At 40.4% G+C, this 15,453-nt stretch carries 15 protein-coding genes; 8 read left to right on the top strand and 7 right to left on the bottom strand.

The features are described from left to right. The first annotated feature begins 8 nt into the window (after positions 1-8). Both ACE1B6_RS06495 and coaE read left to right on the top strand, forming a co-directional pair. Positions 9-3,155 (top strand): sensor domain-containing protein, encoded by a 3,147-nt coding sequence (locus ACE1B6_RS06495; RefSeq protein WP_413256432.1) that lies wholly within the window; start codon positions 9-11, stop codon positions 3,153-3,155. Positions 3,156-3,187: 32 nt separating this feature from the next. Beyond that, complete coding sequence (gene coaE / locus ACE1B6_RS06490; protein WP_413256431.1) at positions 3,188-3,775, top strand: dephospho-CoA kinase; 588 nt, start codon at positions 3,188-3,190, stop codon at positions 3,773-3,775. Here coaE and ACE1B6_RS06485 read toward each other — a convergent pair. Continuing rightward, on the bottom strand, positions 3,764-4,429 hold the full coding sequence (locus ACE1B6_RS06485) for a Uma2 family endonuclease (RefSeq protein ID WP_413256430.1): 666 nt from the start codon (positions 4,427-4,429) through the stop codon (positions 3,764-3,766). The two genes, coaE and ACE1B6_RS06485, sit on opposite strands and share 12 nt — an antisense overlap. 118 nt (positions 4,430-4,547) lie before the next feature. Further along, the gene (locus ACE1B6_RS06480; RefSeq protein WP_413256429.1) at positions 4,548-5,945 is read right to left on the bottom strand and encodes a TldD/PmbA family protein; all 1,398 of its coding nucleotides are present in this window, start codon (positions 5,943-5,945) and stop codon (positions 4,548-4,550) included. A 208-nt stretch (positions 5,946-6,153) separates the two neighbouring features. On the opposite strand from ACE1B6_RS06480, the gene ACE1B6_RS06475 reads away from it, so the two are divergent. Both ACE1B6_RS06475 and ACE1B6_RS06470 read left to right on the top strand, forming a co-directional pair. Beyond that, the gene (locus ACE1B6_RS06475) at positions 6,154-6,354 is read left to right on the top strand and encodes a hypothetical protein (RefSeq protein WP_413256428.1); all 201 of its coding nucleotides are present in this window, start codon (positions 6,154-6,156) and stop codon (positions 6,352-6,354) included. Between the two features lie 145 nt (positions 6,355-6,499). Then, on the top strand, positions 6,500-7,690 hold the full coding sequence (locus tag ACE1B6_RS06470; RefSeq protein ID WP_413256453.1) for a homocysteine biosynthesis protein: 1,191 nt from the start codon (positions 6,500-6,502) through the stop codon (positions 7,688-7,690). Positions 7,691-7,811: 121 nt separating this feature from the next. Here ACE1B6_RS06470 and ACE1B6_RS06465 read toward each other — a convergent pair whose 3' ends face one another. After that, positions 7,812-9,059, bottom strand: a complete 1,248-nt coding sequence (locus ACE1B6_RS06465) for a hypothetical protein (protein ID WP_413256427.1) — start codon at positions 9,057-9,059, stop codon at positions 7,812-7,814. 366 nt (positions 9,060-9,425) lie between these two features. On the opposite strand from ACE1B6_RS06465, the gene ACE1B6_RS06460 reads away from it, so the two are divergent. Continuing rightward, a complete protein-coding gene (locus tag ACE1B6_RS06460) occupies positions 9,426-10,331 on the top strand; it encodes a tetratricopeptide repeat protein (protein ID WP_413256426.1) in 906 nt (301 codons plus the stop codon). Between the two features lie 43 nt (positions 10,332-10,374). Here ACE1B6_RS06460 and ACE1B6_RS06455 read toward each other — a convergent pair whose 3' ends face one another. Beyond that, positions 10,375-10,992, bottom strand: coding sequence for a TMEM165/GDT1 family protein (locus ACE1B6_RS06455; protein ID WP_413256425.1), 618 nt, complete (start codon positions 10,990-10,992; stop codon positions 10,375-10,377). 399 nt (positions 10,993-11,391) lie between these two features. Between ACE1B6_RS06455 and ACE1B6_RS06450 the strand changes: the two genes are divergently transcribed. Beyond that, complete coding sequence (locus tag ACE1B6_RS06450; protein WP_413256424.1) at positions 11,392-11,829, top strand: hypothetical protein; 438 nt, start codon at positions 11,392-11,394, stop codon at positions 11,827-11,829. An 85-nt stretch (positions 11,830-11,914) separates the two neighbouring features. Further along, entirely contained in the window at positions 11,915-12,577 is a 663-nt protein-coding gene (locus ACE1B6_RS06445; RefSeq protein ID WP_413256423.1) for a class I SAM-dependent methyltransferase, read from the top strand. A 66-nt stretch (positions 12,578-12,643) separates the two neighbouring features. On the opposite strand, the gene ACE1B6_RS06440 is transcribed toward ACE1B6_RS06445, so the two are convergent. After that, positions 12,644-12,931 (bottom strand): hypothetical protein, encoded by a 288-nt coding sequence (locus ACE1B6_RS06440; RefSeq protein WP_413256422.1) that lies wholly within the window; start codon positions 12,929-12,931, stop codon positions 12,644-12,646. A gap of 172 nt (positions 12,932-13,103) precedes the next feature. Between ACE1B6_RS06440 and ACE1B6_RS06435 the strand changes: the two genes are divergently transcribed. Beyond that, positions 13,104-14,018, top strand: coding sequence for a LysR family transcriptional regulator (locus ACE1B6_RS06435; RefSeq protein WP_413256421.1), 915 nt, complete (start codon positions 13,104-13,106; stop codon positions 14,016-14,018). Positions 14,019-14,131: 113 nt separating this feature from the next. Here ACE1B6_RS06435 and ACE1B6_RS06430 read toward each other — a convergent pair whose 3' ends face one another. Further along, positions 14,132-14,341, bottom strand: coding sequence for a hypothetical protein (locus ACE1B6_RS06430; protein ID WP_413256420.1), 210 nt, complete (start codon positions 14,339-14,341; stop codon positions 14,132-14,134). Positions 14,342-14,486: 145 nt separating this feature from the next. Beyond that, on the bottom strand, positions 14,487-15,425 hold the full coding sequence (locus tag ACE1B6_RS06425) for a DMT family transporter (RefSeq protein WP_413256419.1): 939 nt from the start codon (positions 15,423-15,425) through the stop codon (positions 14,487-14,489). Between the last annotated feature and the right edge of the window lie 28 nt (positions 15,426-15,453).

The following is a 15,453-nucleotide window of genomic DNA, read 5'->3' as shown; positions in this document are numbered from 1 at the left end:
ATGATTAATTGATATGGACTCTGAAAGGTATTAGCGATCGCAAAGTAATGGAAATTAGCTTGTCAGAGAGTAACGATATTCTTAGAGCATTAACAGAAAGTTCTATTGATGCTATCTTTATTAAAGATACTCAAGGAAGATATTTATTTGTTAACTCTGCAAGCGCCAAAATTTTAGGCAAGTCCGCAGGGGAAATTATTGGCAAGAACGATACAGACTTTTTTCCCTTAGAAATAGCTAGAAAAATTATGGAAAACGATCGCCGAATTATCAATAGCGGTCAGTCAGAAAGCGTGGAAGAAATTGTTACTATTAATAGCAACACGCAGGTCTATTGCTCCACAAAAAACGCCTATCGCAATGCTCAAGGAGAAGTAATTGGTTTAGTGGGAATTGCCAGGGAAATTACAGAACGTAAACAAGCAGAAGTTGCACTGGAAGAAACGAAACAAAAACTGCAAGCAATTATTGCCGCATCACCTCTAGCGATCGTTAATTTAACACCTGATGGTCGGGTAATTATGTGGAACCAAGCTGCTGAGAGAATCTTTGGTTGGAGTGAGTCAGAAGTATTAGGCAAAATATTGCCAATTGTGCCAGAAAATAAACTAGCAGAGTTTCAAATTTTGCGCGATCGCGTACTCAGGGGCGAGTCATTTACCGGAGTAGAAGTGCAAAGGCAAAAACGCAACGGATCGCTAATTGATGTGAGCATTTCCACTGCACCAATATATGATAACCAAGGCTGTATTAACGGCATTATGGCAATAATTGCTGATATTTCCCCCCGGTTGCAATTAGAGGCAGAACGTTCAGAATTAGTTAGAAAATTAAGCCAAGAAAGTGAGGATTTAAATGCGGTAATTAGAGTTACAGCTAATGCAGTTAGTACCTTAAATTTAGCTGAATTACTCAATGTATTGCTGCAAAGAATTGTGGAAGTCATCAAAGCAGATACAGCCGTAATTTTGTTAATAGAAGGCGATCGCTTAAGGGTTCGGGCTACTGTTGGTGTTCCCGAAGAACTGCAAAGGGAATTTAGTGTGGCGATCGGTCAAGGTTTTGCTGGTACTATTGCGGCCGATCATCAACCACTATATATAGAAAATGTCCAAGTAGATCCGCGAGTAACTAGTCCTATTTTAAAACAGATGAATATTTGCACAATGATGGGTGTACCTTTAAAACGTAACGGTACTTTAGTCGGAGTGATTCATGTTGATTGGTTTAATACTCATCCCTTTAGCGATCGGGAACTTCATTTATTAGAAATTACCGCCGAACGCTGTGCAATGGCAATTATTAATGCTCAACTTTATGAGCAAAGTAAACATTTACAAGAACGGTTGCAATTGCAGATCGATCGAATGCCGATCGGCTGTATTCTGAAAGATAAAAACTTTCGGATTATTGATTGGAATCCCGCCGCCGAAAAAATCTTTGGTTATACCAAACAAGAAGCATTGGGTAAATATCCTGACGAATTAATTATTCCCTCTTCTGCTAAAGCTTTAGTCCAACAAATTCGCCAGCAGTTAGCAGCTGGCGAAATCATAGATCATAACGTCATAGAAAACATTACTAAAGATGGTCGGATAATTACTTGCGAGTGGCATAATACACCGTTAAAAGATGGCAATAATCAAATTGTTAATTATTTGTCGATGGTGCAAGATGTCACCGAACGTAAACAAGCAGAAGAAAAATTACAGCATTATGCCTATTACGATCCAATTACAGGATTACCAAACCGAACCTTATTTCTCAAGCGACTTGAACAAACTATTAACTTAACAAAAGATAATCCAGATAATTTGTTTGCGGTATTATTTTTAAACTTAGACCGCTTTCAAATGGTTAAATTTAGTTTGGGACATCATTTAGCCGATCGCTTGCTGCTTAGTGCTGCCGAACGCATTAAACTTTGTTTGCAAAATAGCAATTACTCATTTTTTAAATGTGACTTTGAATCAAATTTAATCCTTTATAACCAAGCCTCACAAAGACAAAATTTAACCAGAGATCGCACTTCTAATCAAACCAATAAATATCGAAAATCAATGGTAGCTCAAATAGGATTAGATGAGTTTGCTATCTTGTTAACTAACTTACAAGAAACTAACGATGCTACTCATATTGCCGATCAAATTTACCAATCACTTAGCTATCCTTTTGACTTAGACGGACAAGAAGTTTTTATTAGTACTAGTGTTGGGATTGCATTCAGTTCTGTTGGTTATCAACAACCAGAAGATTACTTGCGTGCTGCTGATACAGCCATGCACCAATCCAAAGAATTAAGTAAAACTCGTTATGCAGTTTTTGAACCTGGATGGCAAACTCAAGCAGTGGAACGTTTGCAGTTAGAAACTGATTTAAGAAGAGCGATCGAACGTCAAGAATTTCAAGTTTACTATCAACCAATAGTTTCAATTAAAACAGGCAAATTAATCGGTTTTGAAGCCTTAGTTCGCTGGTATCATTCCACTAGAGGTTGGGTTTCGCCAGTAGAATTTATTCCCATAGCAGAAGAAACCGGATTAATTAGTTTAATCGACAGATATGTATTAAGAGAAGCCTGTTATCAAATGGTGACTTGGAAACAGAAATTTCCGCAACAATTCCCTTTAATAATTAGTGTTAATCTTTCCGCTGCTCAATTAGCGCAACTGGGATTAATCGAACGCATCGACCAAATTTTACAAGAAACCGGAATTAACCGCGAAAGTTTGAAAATAGAAATTACTGAAAGTAGCTTAACCGGAAATAGTGCTTCCGAAACTGCCATGTTGCAACAACTAAAAAGTTTGGGAATTCAGCTTTCTATAGATGATTTTGGTACAGGTTATTCTTCCTTAGCCAGATTGCATCAACTACCAATTGATACTTTGAAGATCGATCGCTCCTTCGTCAATCAAATGAGTTGTGATAGCGAAAGCTTAGAAATTGTTCGCACGATCATTTCTTTAGCTCACATTTTAGAAATGGACGTGATTGCCGAAGGAGTAGAATCCCTCGAACAACTCCGACAATTGAAAATTTTACAATGCGAATATAGTCAGGGTTTCTATTTTTCTCAACCTGTCGATCGGCAAACAGCAGAAAAATTAATCTCTGCTAACGGACACTTTTCCGAGCCAAATTCACACGATTAAAAGTGAGCAAATATTCATCTTGGTTAAAGTCAATGAATCAGCGAAAAATTGGTTTAACTGGCGGAATTAGCACTGGTAAAACAACAGTTTCCAACTATTTGGCTAACACTTATCATTTACCAATTTTAGATGCAGATATTTATGCTCGTGAAGCCGTAGAAACTGGTTCCCCAATTTTAAACCAAATCTCTCAACGTTACGGAAAAGAAATTCTTTTAGCTGATGGTACATTAAATCGTCAAAAACTAGGAGAAATTATTTTTCCTAACAAAGAAGAACGCTTATGGTTAGAACAACAAATACATCCTTATGTCAGACAACGCTTTGCAGAAGCAATGAATCAACTACCATCAAACAGCACAGTTATCTTAGTAATTCCTCTATTATTTGAAGCAAAATTAACCAACTTAGTCACAGAAATTTGGGTAGTATTTGTTAAAGAACAACAACAAATTCAAAGACTAATGCAGCGAAACAATTTAACCTTGGAACAAGCGAAAGCTAGAATTAACAGCCAAATGCCACTTGCAGAAAAATGCCAAAAAGCTGATGTCATCTTAGATAATTCTGGCAGTTTAGAATTTCTTTATCAACAAATCGACGCAGCATTAAACTCTTAATTGCTGCACAAAAGCTTGATGTTCAGATGTAGCTAAACCCCTTTGTAAAACCGATTGAACCTCAACTAAATTTCCCGCTACTAAAGCCGGGACAGCTAACCATAAACCCGGAAAAACTTCACTTTTAATTATTCCAGTTTCATCACTTGGTAAAACAATATATTCTCCTTCCCTTAACCGAAACCAATCAATTTTTTGTTCGTTTACTTGCCATACTAAATATTCTTGCACTTGGTTGCGTCGATAAGCTCTTAATTTATCTCGTAAATCATAAGAAGCACTACTTGCAGCTATTTCAGCAATCAACTCTGGCGCACCTTCTAAATAACCATCTTCACTAATCATTGTTTGTCCACCATTTACTATTCTTAATAACGCATCAGGTTGAGGTTCATTCTCAGCATCAAGGTGAACTGTAGTATTATCCATTAATGCGATTCCCGGTGTAGCTGTCCAGTAACTTCCTAACCAAGTCATAATTTGAGCATGAGGTTGACCGTGAATTACTCGAACTGGCGATCCCATATAAACTACTCCTTCGATTAATTCTGCTTTTTTGACATTAGGCATTGTTTGATAACGTCTTTCAAATTCAGGACGAGTTAGACGATCGCCATTTTCTAAAGGCAGAATTTTCGCCATTGTTTCTGACATAATTAAACCTCCAATTAAAAGTTCGTTGTGAGGACTTTAGTCCTTCTATCTGGCGAAGAAACGACTAAAGTCGCTACTACGAACTATAACGACTAAAGTCGCTACTACGAACGGGAAATTACGCGGCTTCTCCACCGACAATTACATTTTTAATTCGCAAAGAAGGGCCACCACAACCTACTGGTAAACCGCTTTGTCCGCCTTTACCACAACCGCCGGACTCATCCCAATAGAAATCATCGCCGATCGCTTCAATATCAGCCAAAGTAGTAAACACATTTCCCGAAAGAGTGACATCGCGCACAGGTTCAGCAATTTCTCCATTGCGGATCATCCAAGCTTCCCCAGCACTAAAAGTAAACATTTCTCCATTCGTCATTCCTCCCAACCAATTACGCGCATAAACCCCTTCTTTGATGTCAGTAAATAAATCTTTCACAGGGGTTTTTCCTGGTTCAATCCAAGTATTAGTCATTCGCACTAATGGGGGATAATGATAATTTAAACAGCGGGCATTTCCTGTAGCCGTTTCGTTTAGTTTGCCAGCCGTTTCACGAGAATGCAATCTGCCTACTAAAACGCCATCTTTAATTAATTGGGTAGTAGTTGCAGGTGTACCTTCATCATCGTAATAATAGCTACCTCGATGTCCTTCTGGGGCTGCGCCATCAAAAATTTGCAATTCTTCTGGCCCAAATCTGCGTCCGATCGTCATTACTTCCAACAAATCGGGATTTTCGTAAGCCATATCAGCTTCCGAAAGATGACCAAAAGCTTCATGAACGAACAATCCGCTTAAAATTGGGTCAATAACTACTGTGTAAGAGTTACCTTTAACGGGAGGTAAAGCTAAAGCATCAACGGCGCGTTGAGCAGCACTTTTGACTTGGGAATCTAAGCCAACTAAATCTTCGTAAGCTTTGCGCGATCCAGTAGTTTCTCTACCAGTTTGTACTGTATCTCCATCTCTAGCGGTAGCAGCAAAACGCATTTCCATATCTACCCAAGATTGTTCTAGCATCGTGCCTTCGGAAGTGGCGAGAATTACTCTTTGGGCGTTGTCACCATAGCGGACTGAAGTAGTAGTAATTCTTTTATCTAGGCTACGGAGAATTTCCGTGTAGCGATCGCACAACTCCTTCTTTTGCGCTAAAGAAATATGCCGCGGATCGGTACCAGTTAAAGGTAAACTGCAAACATCCTGAATTGGTGTAATCGGTGCGAGAATCGTTTCTTCTTCACCTACCATTCTGGCAGCTGCGATCGCTTCCTCCACCCGTTCCTTCAGTGTCGAAAGCTGATTAAAGCTAGCAAAACCCCAACCCCCCTTGTAACAAGCCCGCACCTGTCCACCCAGAGAGATCCCTTGAGACAGGGTTTCTATCTTATCAGCCCGCAATAAAATATCAGTCCCTTCCGATTCTTCCAGCCGAATCGCCAAATAGTCAACTTGCGAACGGTAACGACTCAGCAAATCCCCAAGCAAGTTTTTCGCATCGATCAGTAAACTCTGCATAACAGGCAACTCTTGAATAAAAGTTAAGTAAACGGGAAAGTTAGCTAATTTAATCTATTCTGCTATATCAACGGGTAAAGTTAGCTAATTACACCTAACATTTACCTGCAAAAATCTCTGTACTGTAAGTATTATATTTTACAGTTTATTTGGGCAACTTATAAATATAGAGTCGATCGGCATCTACTTATTGGAGGAAGAAAAGTTTATGAAAATCCATTTTTTGCGAGTACAACTACATCGAAATGAACACAAAAGTAAAGGTTTTACATCAGTTGACTTCATGGCACATATCTTTGTAGTCATCATGTTTTTCTTTATGATGTTAGTTTACTTTACTTCATCAAACACTTGTCATAGTCCAGCTTGCTACAGTCCGAAAATACTGCGAATTCCGGTTAAATATTAATGCCAGTTTCCCATTCATTAGTTATATTGTTTAGGCTGGTAGTTGGTAGTCGGCTCAAAGCAAATTATCCCACTACTCAATACCTACTACCTACTACCAATCAAAGGCAAAATTTGCCATCATAATCTTAATGAATTGGTATTTTATGCGGACTATTGCTGAGATTAACGAGAAAATAAACAAACAAACTGTAGTAGTTTGGACAGTAGAAGAATTAAAAGTCCGAGTTGCAGAAGTTGGTGTCACCCAAGCAGCGAAAGAAGTCGATGTAATTACTACTGGGACATTTGAACCAATGGAATCATCAGGGGCGATTATTAATTTAGGTCATACCGATCCCCCGATTAAAATTCGTTCTTGTTGGTTAGATGGAATTTTGGCTTATTCGGGTTTTGGGGCAGTGGATTTGTACTTAGGAGCAACTCAAAGTGTAGACTACGAACGTGATGGTTTAGAAGAAGAATCAAAAGAACGGGGTGGTGGTCATGTAATTGAAGATTTAATAGCGGGAAAACCTGTACAATTAAGAGCGATCGGACAAGTCACCGACTGCTATCCCCGTGCTACCTTTGAAACCACAATTACCCGCGACACAATTAATCAATTTTATCTCTACAATCCGCGGAATATATATCAAAATTTCATCGTGGGAGTTAACGGAGGCGATCGACCACTCTACACCTACTTAGGCCCCCTACAACCGCGACTCAGCAACGCCGTTTATTCCAACCCCGGAGCCATTTCCCCTCTATTCAACGACCCCAACCTAGAAATTATCGGCATCGGCACCCGGATCTTTCTTGGTGGTGGCATTGGATACATAGCTTGGGAAGGTACGCAAAACTTTACCCGACAAAAACGCTTACCCAATCAAACCCCGATCGGACCTGCTGCCACCCTCGCCTTAATCGGCGATGCCAAACAAATGGAACAACGCTGGGTCAGAGGTTGCTACTTCAAACACTACGGCCCCTCCTTGATGCTCGGAGTCGGCGTACCCATTCCAGTTCTACAGGAAGAAGTCATCAAAAAATGTGCCATCCAAGACAAAGAACTAGTAGCACCAGTAGTCGATTTTTCCATCCCCAGGCGCGTCCGACCCACCTTCGGTTTAGTCACCTACGCCCAACTAAAATCCGGTCGCATCACCATCGAAGGCAAACAAGTCCGAGTTGCTCCCCTGGCTAGCATTTATCTATCCCGCCAAGTCGCCAACGAACTAAAACAGTGGATCGCTAATGGAAAATTCACCTTAACCGAAAGAGTCGCCCCCATTCCAATGGATCGAGCCTTTTTACCCCAAGACCGTTGGGGCGCTACCATTGCCCTGGAGTAGAGGCAAGGGGAGATGGGGAAAGTTTTGAGTTTTGAGTTAGCGAGAGTTTCGGGAGTGAGAGAGTTTTGAATTCTCGCTCCCCTGCCCCCCTGCCCCCCTGCTCCCCTGCCCCCCTTCCCCTCTAGGTTGCTGGCGGTTTCGGTTTGGGACGCGGAATTGGCTTTTGAATTGGTCTGGCTCCGCCTGGAGGTGCTGAAGTACCGTCTGGAGATCCTGGACGATGAGGACGATCTTTCTTCCAAGGTTTTTTCCCACCTGGGCCACCACCACCGCCAAAGCGTTTTCCTCCGGGGCGCGGTTTTCCTGGTCTTCTCTGGCGCACAGAGGCAATATCTTTTGCCTCCCGAATTACCAGAGAATCAGCTTCTCTGATTACCTGAAAGTCCCAGAAGTAACCTACAGCTTTCTTGTCCAAAAGACCATTAAGCGTCAATTTGAAGAATTTGGGTTTATCACTTTCCTTCTTGGCGGCTTGCCTAATCTTAACGATGATTTTTCCTTGGTCTTGAGATTGGAAAACAACTTCACCACGAATGGAAAAATAACCATCTTCGGCTTCAACTTCCGTAGGGGTAGCTTCGGCTTCTGTAGAGGTAGCTTCAACTTCTGTAGGGGTAGCTTCGGCTTCTGTAGGGATAGCTTCGGCTTCCGTAGGGGTAGCTTCGGCTTCCGTAGAGGTAGCTTCGGCTTCGGCTGGGGTAGCTTCGGCTTCCGTAGAGGTAGCTAGACGCTCTTTATCTAATTTTTCGGGTTCCCAGACACCTACAATTTGCACATGAAGGTCGCCTTGTTCTTGTCTGGTTCTGGGATAGACTACCCACAGGTGTTCGCTGGCTAAATCTAAGTGATTTTTGACTAAACTCATCACTCGACCTAGCAAGACAGCATCAATTTGTCTCCCATCTGCTGCGAGTACGTTTCCGCGGGTAAATTGTTCTTCGCTGGGAAGATATTTTCCGCGAACTAAACCAATGGCTCGATATTGCAGTGGTTCGCTGGGAGGTGGAATTGGTTGTAGCCGTGAGAGGTTATCTTGTTCAGCTGTGCTAGCTTCACTGGAGGTGGTGTCTGTGTCAGCTGTTGGAGTAGGGGTAAATTCTGCCGTTGGTGCTGATTCAGCTTTTTTCGGTTCACTTTTGCCAACTAGAACACTTTTAGGAGTAGCTTCGCTCTTAGGAGTCGAGGTACTTTTGGGTGGGATAGATTCACCAGTGGTTTTAGGTTCACCTGTTGCTGTAGGCTCGCTTTTAGGAGTCGGGGCGCTTTTGGGCGGGTTTGGCCGACGTACTACTGGCGGCTGTGGTGCTTGAGGTTGTTCGGGATTGTTAGCGGATTCAGGAAACTGATTGGGATTGGGAGAGGGACTCATAAAAACTCCTTGGAGCGGAGACACACTTCATTCTGGCTTGCAATGGAAAATGTCTGGTTTTAATTCAGGAGGATTGATCGATCCGCCTGTCCCAGTCAAAAGCCAAAACCTGTATTTACTACTCTATTCTTTTGTTGAACATTTCGTAATTCACAGGATTGCTCACAATTCACTCTACTAAAGCAGTTGATTGCGATCGACAAGTTGTTTTAGCCTGTCTATTTTACTCAATGCAATATCTAAATTGTTTTATCCGTAAAGTTTCACTAATTCTTCTTATCTCTGAATATTTTTAGTGGTGGGCAGGCGGTGCGACACATTAGCAACTGATAGTTGATAATGTTAATCAGAGTTCAAAGAAGTTTTGTGTCTGAAAAGCTCCGTCGCTGGTTGGTTTTTGGCTTTCTGTTTTTGGGAAGTCTTGCTTTCATAGTTCCCTCTATTGCGCCTTTGTTTGGTAGTGCGTTCAATCAAGAAGCCTCTTCTGCTAGAACATCTGCACCAATTCAAACGCCAGCAGGGAAGCAAGAGGAATTACAAGCTCAGGTTAAAGGTTATCAGTTAGTCCTACAACGAGAGCCTGATAATGAAACCGCTCTCACGGGATTGCTGTTTACTCAGTTAGAGTTAGTACGTCAGGGTGCGGCTGATGTGAAAACTACGATCGAACCTTTGGAAAGGTTGGCGAAACTAAAGCCGGAAAATACGGAATACTCGGTTTTGCTGGCTCAGGCTCGGCAACAAACTGGCGATCGTGAAGGAGCCGCTAAAGTCTATCGTTCAATTCTGGAATCTCAACCGGGTGATGTCAAGGCTTTACAAGGTCTCGTTAGCTTGCTATTGGCTGAAGGTCGTCCTGAAGCAGCTATTGGTTTACTCCAAGATACTCTGGAAAGTGCTCCCAACCTTAACCAAATTAAAGCTAATACTGTAAATGTAATTTCTGTGCAACTGATGTTGGGACAGGTTTATGCTCAACAGGAACGCTATGCTGATGCGATTAATGTCTACGATAATGCAATTAAGGCTAATAAGGAAGATTTTCGTCCGGTTTTAGCTAAGGCGTTGGTGTTACAACAACAAGGCAAATCTGAGGATGCTAAATCTCTGTTTAATTCTGCTGCTAATTTAGCTCCTGCTCAATATAAAGACCAAATCGTTCAATTAGCATCCCAAACTCCGGCTACTAAAACTCCGGCTGCTGAAACTCCGGCTGCTTCCCCTGTACCAGCTGCACCTACTACTCAGGAAAAAACGGAAACTAAAAATTAGATTTGTAGGGTGCGAAGCGTGCTAACGTAACGCACCATTCCGTTTAAACTCCTTCTAAATAGGAAACTAATGCAAATAGGAGAAACAAGATTCCTCCGATCGCAGTTAAGCTGCGTTCCGAAATTCTTTTAGCAATTAGTTTACCGCAGGTAACTGCGATCGCCGCACAAATTCCATGCCCTAAAATGGCTCCTGTGGTAATTCCAAAAGCATTGTATCCTGCCGCTAAGCTGATCGTAGCAAATTGGGTGCGATCGCCCCACTCAGCAACAAATGTCATCACAAATGCTTTAGTCACAATTGCTAAATTACTCTGTTTATGCCGAATTTTTGCTTCGGCTTTATTCACTTCTTCTAAAGCTTCTTCTGCTTCCTCTGATTCACTTTTATCTGACATTTTGCTGGCTTCATAAAGTAACTTTAATCCAAAGCCAACAAACAAGATAATTTCTGCATAATAAACATATATTTTCGGTAAAAGTGATACCGCTTGTCCGACTAAAACCGATAAAATCGTCATTGCTGCTAAGGCGGCTGTCACACCGATAAATATCAGTCTCCGCGAATGACGCATGGCTAAAATTGCCGCAATAAAAAATGTTTTGTCGCCTAATTCTGAAACTGTAATTAACAATAATCCAGCAGTAAAAGCTGTCAGCATTCTCTCAAACTCTCCTCGTGTTTTCGCTTTCTCTGAGTGAGCTTGATGAGTGCAAATAGACTTCACCAAGCTCACATCAGTTGTGAACTTAGTGAAGGTCTCGCTTGCAAGCTTTAATCTGCTCAAATTATCTTTTGAGCTTGAGAAACTTGTCATCTGAACCAGGCTCATCGCCAGTATGTTGATTCAGACGGGCTAGCTAAATTAATTTATCTTTAATTCGGTTTAGCTAGCAGCTACTCCCCTTCTTTTTATGTAAATTATACACCTGTTAGATGGACTAGACAAGTTATTTTTTTATCATTGTTTTTTCATTTTTTGTTAGAATGGGCTAGCGGGATCGCTGAAAATATTTTAATGCAATAGATTAAAATGAATTATTGCTTCTGCGAATTCAAAGTGGAAAATCGACAAATATTTGATAGTTTATGTCGAATTTTTCAAGAAATTAAGAGAGATAAAGATACTAATAAGTGGCGCAACGAAGAAGATTGGTTAGCTTTTTTTGATGAACAAGCATTATCAACTTTTTGGTGGCCTACTGAAGAAGAACAAGCCGAATGGTTGCGTAATTGGGAAGCTACGCCTGTGCCTCAAAGGTGGACAGAACCAAGTTTAGAAACACCTTGGGATTTTGAGTCTATGATTGATGCTTTTAAGAATGGTGAATACGAACTTATTTCATGCCGAATGATATCTTCAGATTTAGCAAGAATAGAGTTCAATCCTTTGGCTTACCCTTATGGTGGTACAGGTTGTATACAGGCATTGATTGAATCATTCGGTTTTTTGATTGTCGGAGAAGATGACGGTACTGGATATATAAAATTTCAGTAGGCGCGATCGTATTTTCTAAATTTAACTTTCTATGCTTATGTAATACTATATCTGGTTTGAAAAAGGAAGAATTCCCAAAAGAACAATGACAAAAAAGACACTTGGCTTAGACAATCAACTTTACGATTACTTTGTATCTGTTTCTGTGAGACAGCCGGATATTTTGCGGCGTTTGCGCGAAGAAACAGCTAATCATCCTTCTTCTGGGATGCAAATTTCACCGGAACAAGGTCAATTTATGGCTTTGTTAGTGCAGTTAATTGGCGCGAAGAAAACTTTAGAAATTGGCGTTTTTACTGGTTATAGTTCCCTTTCTGTGGCTTTAGCTTTGCCGCCAGATGGGAAGATTATTGCTTGTGATGTTAGTGAAGAATATACTAATATTGCTCGTCGTTATTGGCAAGAAGCGGGAGTTGCAGAAAAAATTGATTTGCGAATTGCACCAGCTTTAGATACTTTAGATCAATTATTAGCTACTGGAGAACAAGAAAGTTTTGATTTTGCTTTTATCGATGCGGATAAAGGGAATTATCAGGAGTATTATGAACGCTGTTTACAATTAATACGTCCTGGGGGTTTAATTGCAGTTGATAATGTACTTTGGTCGGGAAGAGTTGCCGATCGGCAAGTGCAAGATCAAAGTACTCTAGCAATCCGTAAATTTAACGAGAAATTGTTCTCGGATGAAAGAGTTACTATCAGTATGGTACCGATTGCTGATGGTTTGAGTTTGGCGCTGAAACGTTAATATTTAAAAGGGTGGGACTTGCCCACCCAAATACTGATCTTCAGCCATTTTTAACCCACCAGTTAACTATTGTTGGTAATAGCGTTCTTCGATCCACATCCGCATTTCTGCTTCGGAGTCTAAGCTAATAGATTTACCTGTGGTGGGGTCGTAAGCGTTCCAGCAAGTATGACCTTTGCGATCGCGACTTTGCCAAACTTTGAGTTCGCTGGCATGATTAATTAATGTGACAAATCCTTCACAAATCTTGTTAATGAATGTGGCAAATTTAGATTTAATTGCTGGTAGATAAAGCCCCGAAATTAATGGAGAGTTTGCTTGGTTTTGTTGTAAAGAACTGTGTATTATTTTCATAGACTTATCCTGATAAGTGATTTTTTAAATCTGTCGATAAATCCAATGTACTCCTAATTTAACTAGGGAACCATCTATTACTTGAATAGCTTGTATGAATAAAATAGATAGATGGAAAGAGGAATTAGGCTGCGGCTTTTGAGACAATGCAATAATTGAGTAAAAAACTGATATGGATGAAATCAAAAAAAATCAGATCAAACTCTCTCAGTTGCTTGCTTTAGTTGCAGTAGCAGAATGCAAAAATTTCAGTGAAGCAGCACTGCGTTTAGAAATTTCTCAATCAGCAGTTAGCCACGCTATTGCTAGCTTGGAAGAAGAGTTAGGAGTAGTGTTATTTTATCGAGGTCGTCATGGCGCACATTTAACGCCTGTGGGGGAAAGAGTTAAAGTTCATGCAACTCAAGTATTACGATTAGTAAATGCGATGAAAAAGGAAGCTGATTTAGAAAAAGGTTTACAAGGCGGAGTGGTGCGAGTTGCTTGTTTTCGCAGTGTGGCGACTCATATTTTACCAACTGCGATCGCCAAATTTCACACTATATGTCCTGATATTAATATTAAAATTACTGAAAATGATAGTTTTCTCAGCATAGAAGAAAGTTTGCGTACAGGTTTTGCCGATATAGGCTTTACTTATTTACCTTCTAGTAATGAGTTTGAAACTTGGGAAATTCTCCGAGATGACTACATCGTTCTTTTACCGCCAAAATGTCCTCTAGAAACTACGCAGATTTCTTGGCAACAGTTAGCTGGATTTCCTTTAATTATCAGTTCTTTAAATCCTTGTTATGATTACATCATTCCTTATTTGAATCAAGCGGAATACCCAATGAAAATTGCTTACGAAATCCGCGAAGATTCAACAATTGTCAGCATGGTAGAACAAGGTTTAGGCGCAGCTATTATGCCTCGATTAGCTGCTGAACCTTTACCTATTGGCATCAAAGAATGCAATTTACCAGTACCTTTGCAAAGAATAATTGGAGTAGCAATTTTAGCAAATGCTCTCCATTCTCCGGGAGTTTACGCTTTTTTAGATGCTTTAAAAAATACGGGTAGGTTTGCTGACAAAATGCCTGTTTAATTTGTCGGCTTTAATCATTTGTCATCTGTCATTTGTGTGAACGATCATGCTTTTTAGCTATTGAGGCTAATTTTAATAGTTGGTTAGAGCGATCGCTCTATTAATTACTTTCTTTAGTACCGCATTACTAATACACTCGCCACGGGATCTAGATCGGAATTTAAACCACTTTTAGCATAGTGACAAACTTCGACCACCCAAAATCGATTGTCTTTGACTTTGAGTTTTTCATATATAGTAGGAACTCGCGAAAATAGCTCTGTTCCCGATCGGTAATTTCCTTTATTGGTTCGGATATACAAATCAACTGCTACAAACAGCATAAATTTATTTGGCTAAGTAAGTTAATTTAAATTTCTCTGAATTTCCTATTAAATCGGGATTGTAAGGGTAAATTTTAAAAAAGTTTTGATAAAGAAGCTCAAGACTAATATTAAGGTTCGTTAAAGTACGCGGGGTAGCGGACGGTTAAGCTCTAAACAACAATGCGATACCTGCTAAAGCTAAAAAGACTCCAGCAATGGCGCGAAAGCTAACTTTTTCTCCCAGCCAAATTGCAATGGGTAAAACAAAAAGTGGGCTAGTGGCGTTTAAGGTTTGGGCGATTCCAGCCGGGGCAAATTTTAGGGCAATTTGTTGTAACCATATTCCTAAATAAGTGCCAAGAAAGGAAGTTAAGATAATGATTCCCAATAATTTGGTTGTAAAGAGAGATTGGGATAAATGAATCGAACTTTCTTTGATTTTGCGGGTTTTTATTAGGAGCAAAATTAGCAATAATACTTGTCCCGTAGCTAATCTAATTAGGGTACTCCATAGAGGATTAATTGTGGTTTGGGTTAAGGCTGCACGGGAGAAAATTACAGCGATCGCATCTCCGAAAGTTGATACCATCGCCCAAGCAATACCTTGCCAAAAATACGCTTCTTTGCCATTTATTCCCGGAACTCTTTCGCTAATTACCCAAGCTACTCCTAATAGAGTAAGAATAATTCCCCACCAAGCTGTAATGGAGAGAGTCTCCTGTAAAAAAACTAAAGCTATTAATGCTACTAATGGCGAGGTTAGTGTTTTTAATAACAGCGTGCGTCGTGCGCCTAAACAGTTAAGTGCGGCAAATAAAGCTGTATCTGCGATCGCAATTCCCATCACCCCACTGAGGAAAAGTAACCAAAAAGCTAGTGGATCGATCGCTGGTAATGACTGTCCTGAAAGAAAAACTGTCAAGATTAAAAAAGTAATTGCGATCGCCCCTTTGAGAAAATTTAACTTTAGTGGGGGAATGCGTTGTCCCAAGTTTGACCAGACTACAGTTGCGATCGCCCACAGAAAAGCTGCACTCAGCGCCGCCAGTTCACCTTTAAAATTCGTCACCCAAAAATTGGGAAAATTTGCTATATAAGTCATCAAATAAGCCTAAGTATCTGAAATTAGG

Source organism: Floridaenema fluviatile BLCC-F154 (assembly GCF_041929135.1).
GTDB lineage: Bacteria > Cyanobacteriota > Cyanobacteriia > Cyanobacteriales > Aerosakkonemataceae > Floridanema > Floridanema fluviatile.
This window is presented reverse-complemented; position numbering and strand designations above follow the sequence as displayed.

Coding starts and splice junctions, on each gene's coding strand:
- coaE (WP_413256431.1), top strand. CDS start 3,188: ATGAATCAGCGAAAAATTGGTTTAACTGGCGGAATTAGCACTGGTAAA.
- ACE1B6_RS06485 (WP_413256430.1), bottom strand. CDS start 4,429: ATGTCAGAAACAATGGCGAAAATTCTGCCTTTAGAAAATGGCGATCGT.
- ACE1B6_RS06480 (WP_413256429.1), bottom strand. CDS start 5,945: ATGCAGAGTTTACTGATCGATGCGAAAAACTTGCTTGGGGATTTGCTG.
- ACE1B6_RS06475 (WP_413256428.1), top strand. CDS start 6,154: ATGAAAATCCATTTTTTGCGAGTACAACTACATCGAAATGAACACAAA.
- ACE1B6_RS06470 (WP_413256453.1), top strand. CDS start 6,500: ATGCGGACTATTGCTGAGATTAACGAGAAAATAAACAAACAAACTGTA.
- ACE1B6_RS06465 (WP_413256427.1), bottom strand. CDS start 9,059: ATGAGTCCCTCTCCCAATCCCAATCAGTTTCCTGAATCCGCTAACAAT.
- ACE1B6_RS06455 (WP_413256425.1), bottom strand. CDS start 10,992: ATGCTGACAGCTTTTACTGCTGGATTATTGTTAATTACAGTTTCAGAA.
- ACE1B6_RS06445 (WP_413256423.1), top strand. CDS start 11,915: ATGACAAAAAAGACACTTGGCTTAGACAATCAACTTTACGATTACTTT.
- ACE1B6_RS06440 (WP_413256422.1), bottom strand. CDS start 12,931: ATGAAAATAATACACAGTTCTTTACAACAAAACCAAGCAAACTCTCCA.
- ACE1B6_RS06435 (WP_413256421.1), top strand. CDS start 13,104: ATGGATGAAATCAAAAAAAATCAGATCAAACTCTCTCAGTTGCTTGCT.
- ACE1B6_RS06430 (WP_413256420.1), bottom strand. CDS start 14,341: ATGCTGTTTGTAGCAGTTGATTTGTATATCCGAACCAATAAAGGAAAT.
- ACE1B6_RS06425 (WP_413256419.1), bottom strand. CDS start 15,425: ATGACTTATATAGCAAATTTTCCCAATTTTTGGGTGACGAATTTTAAA.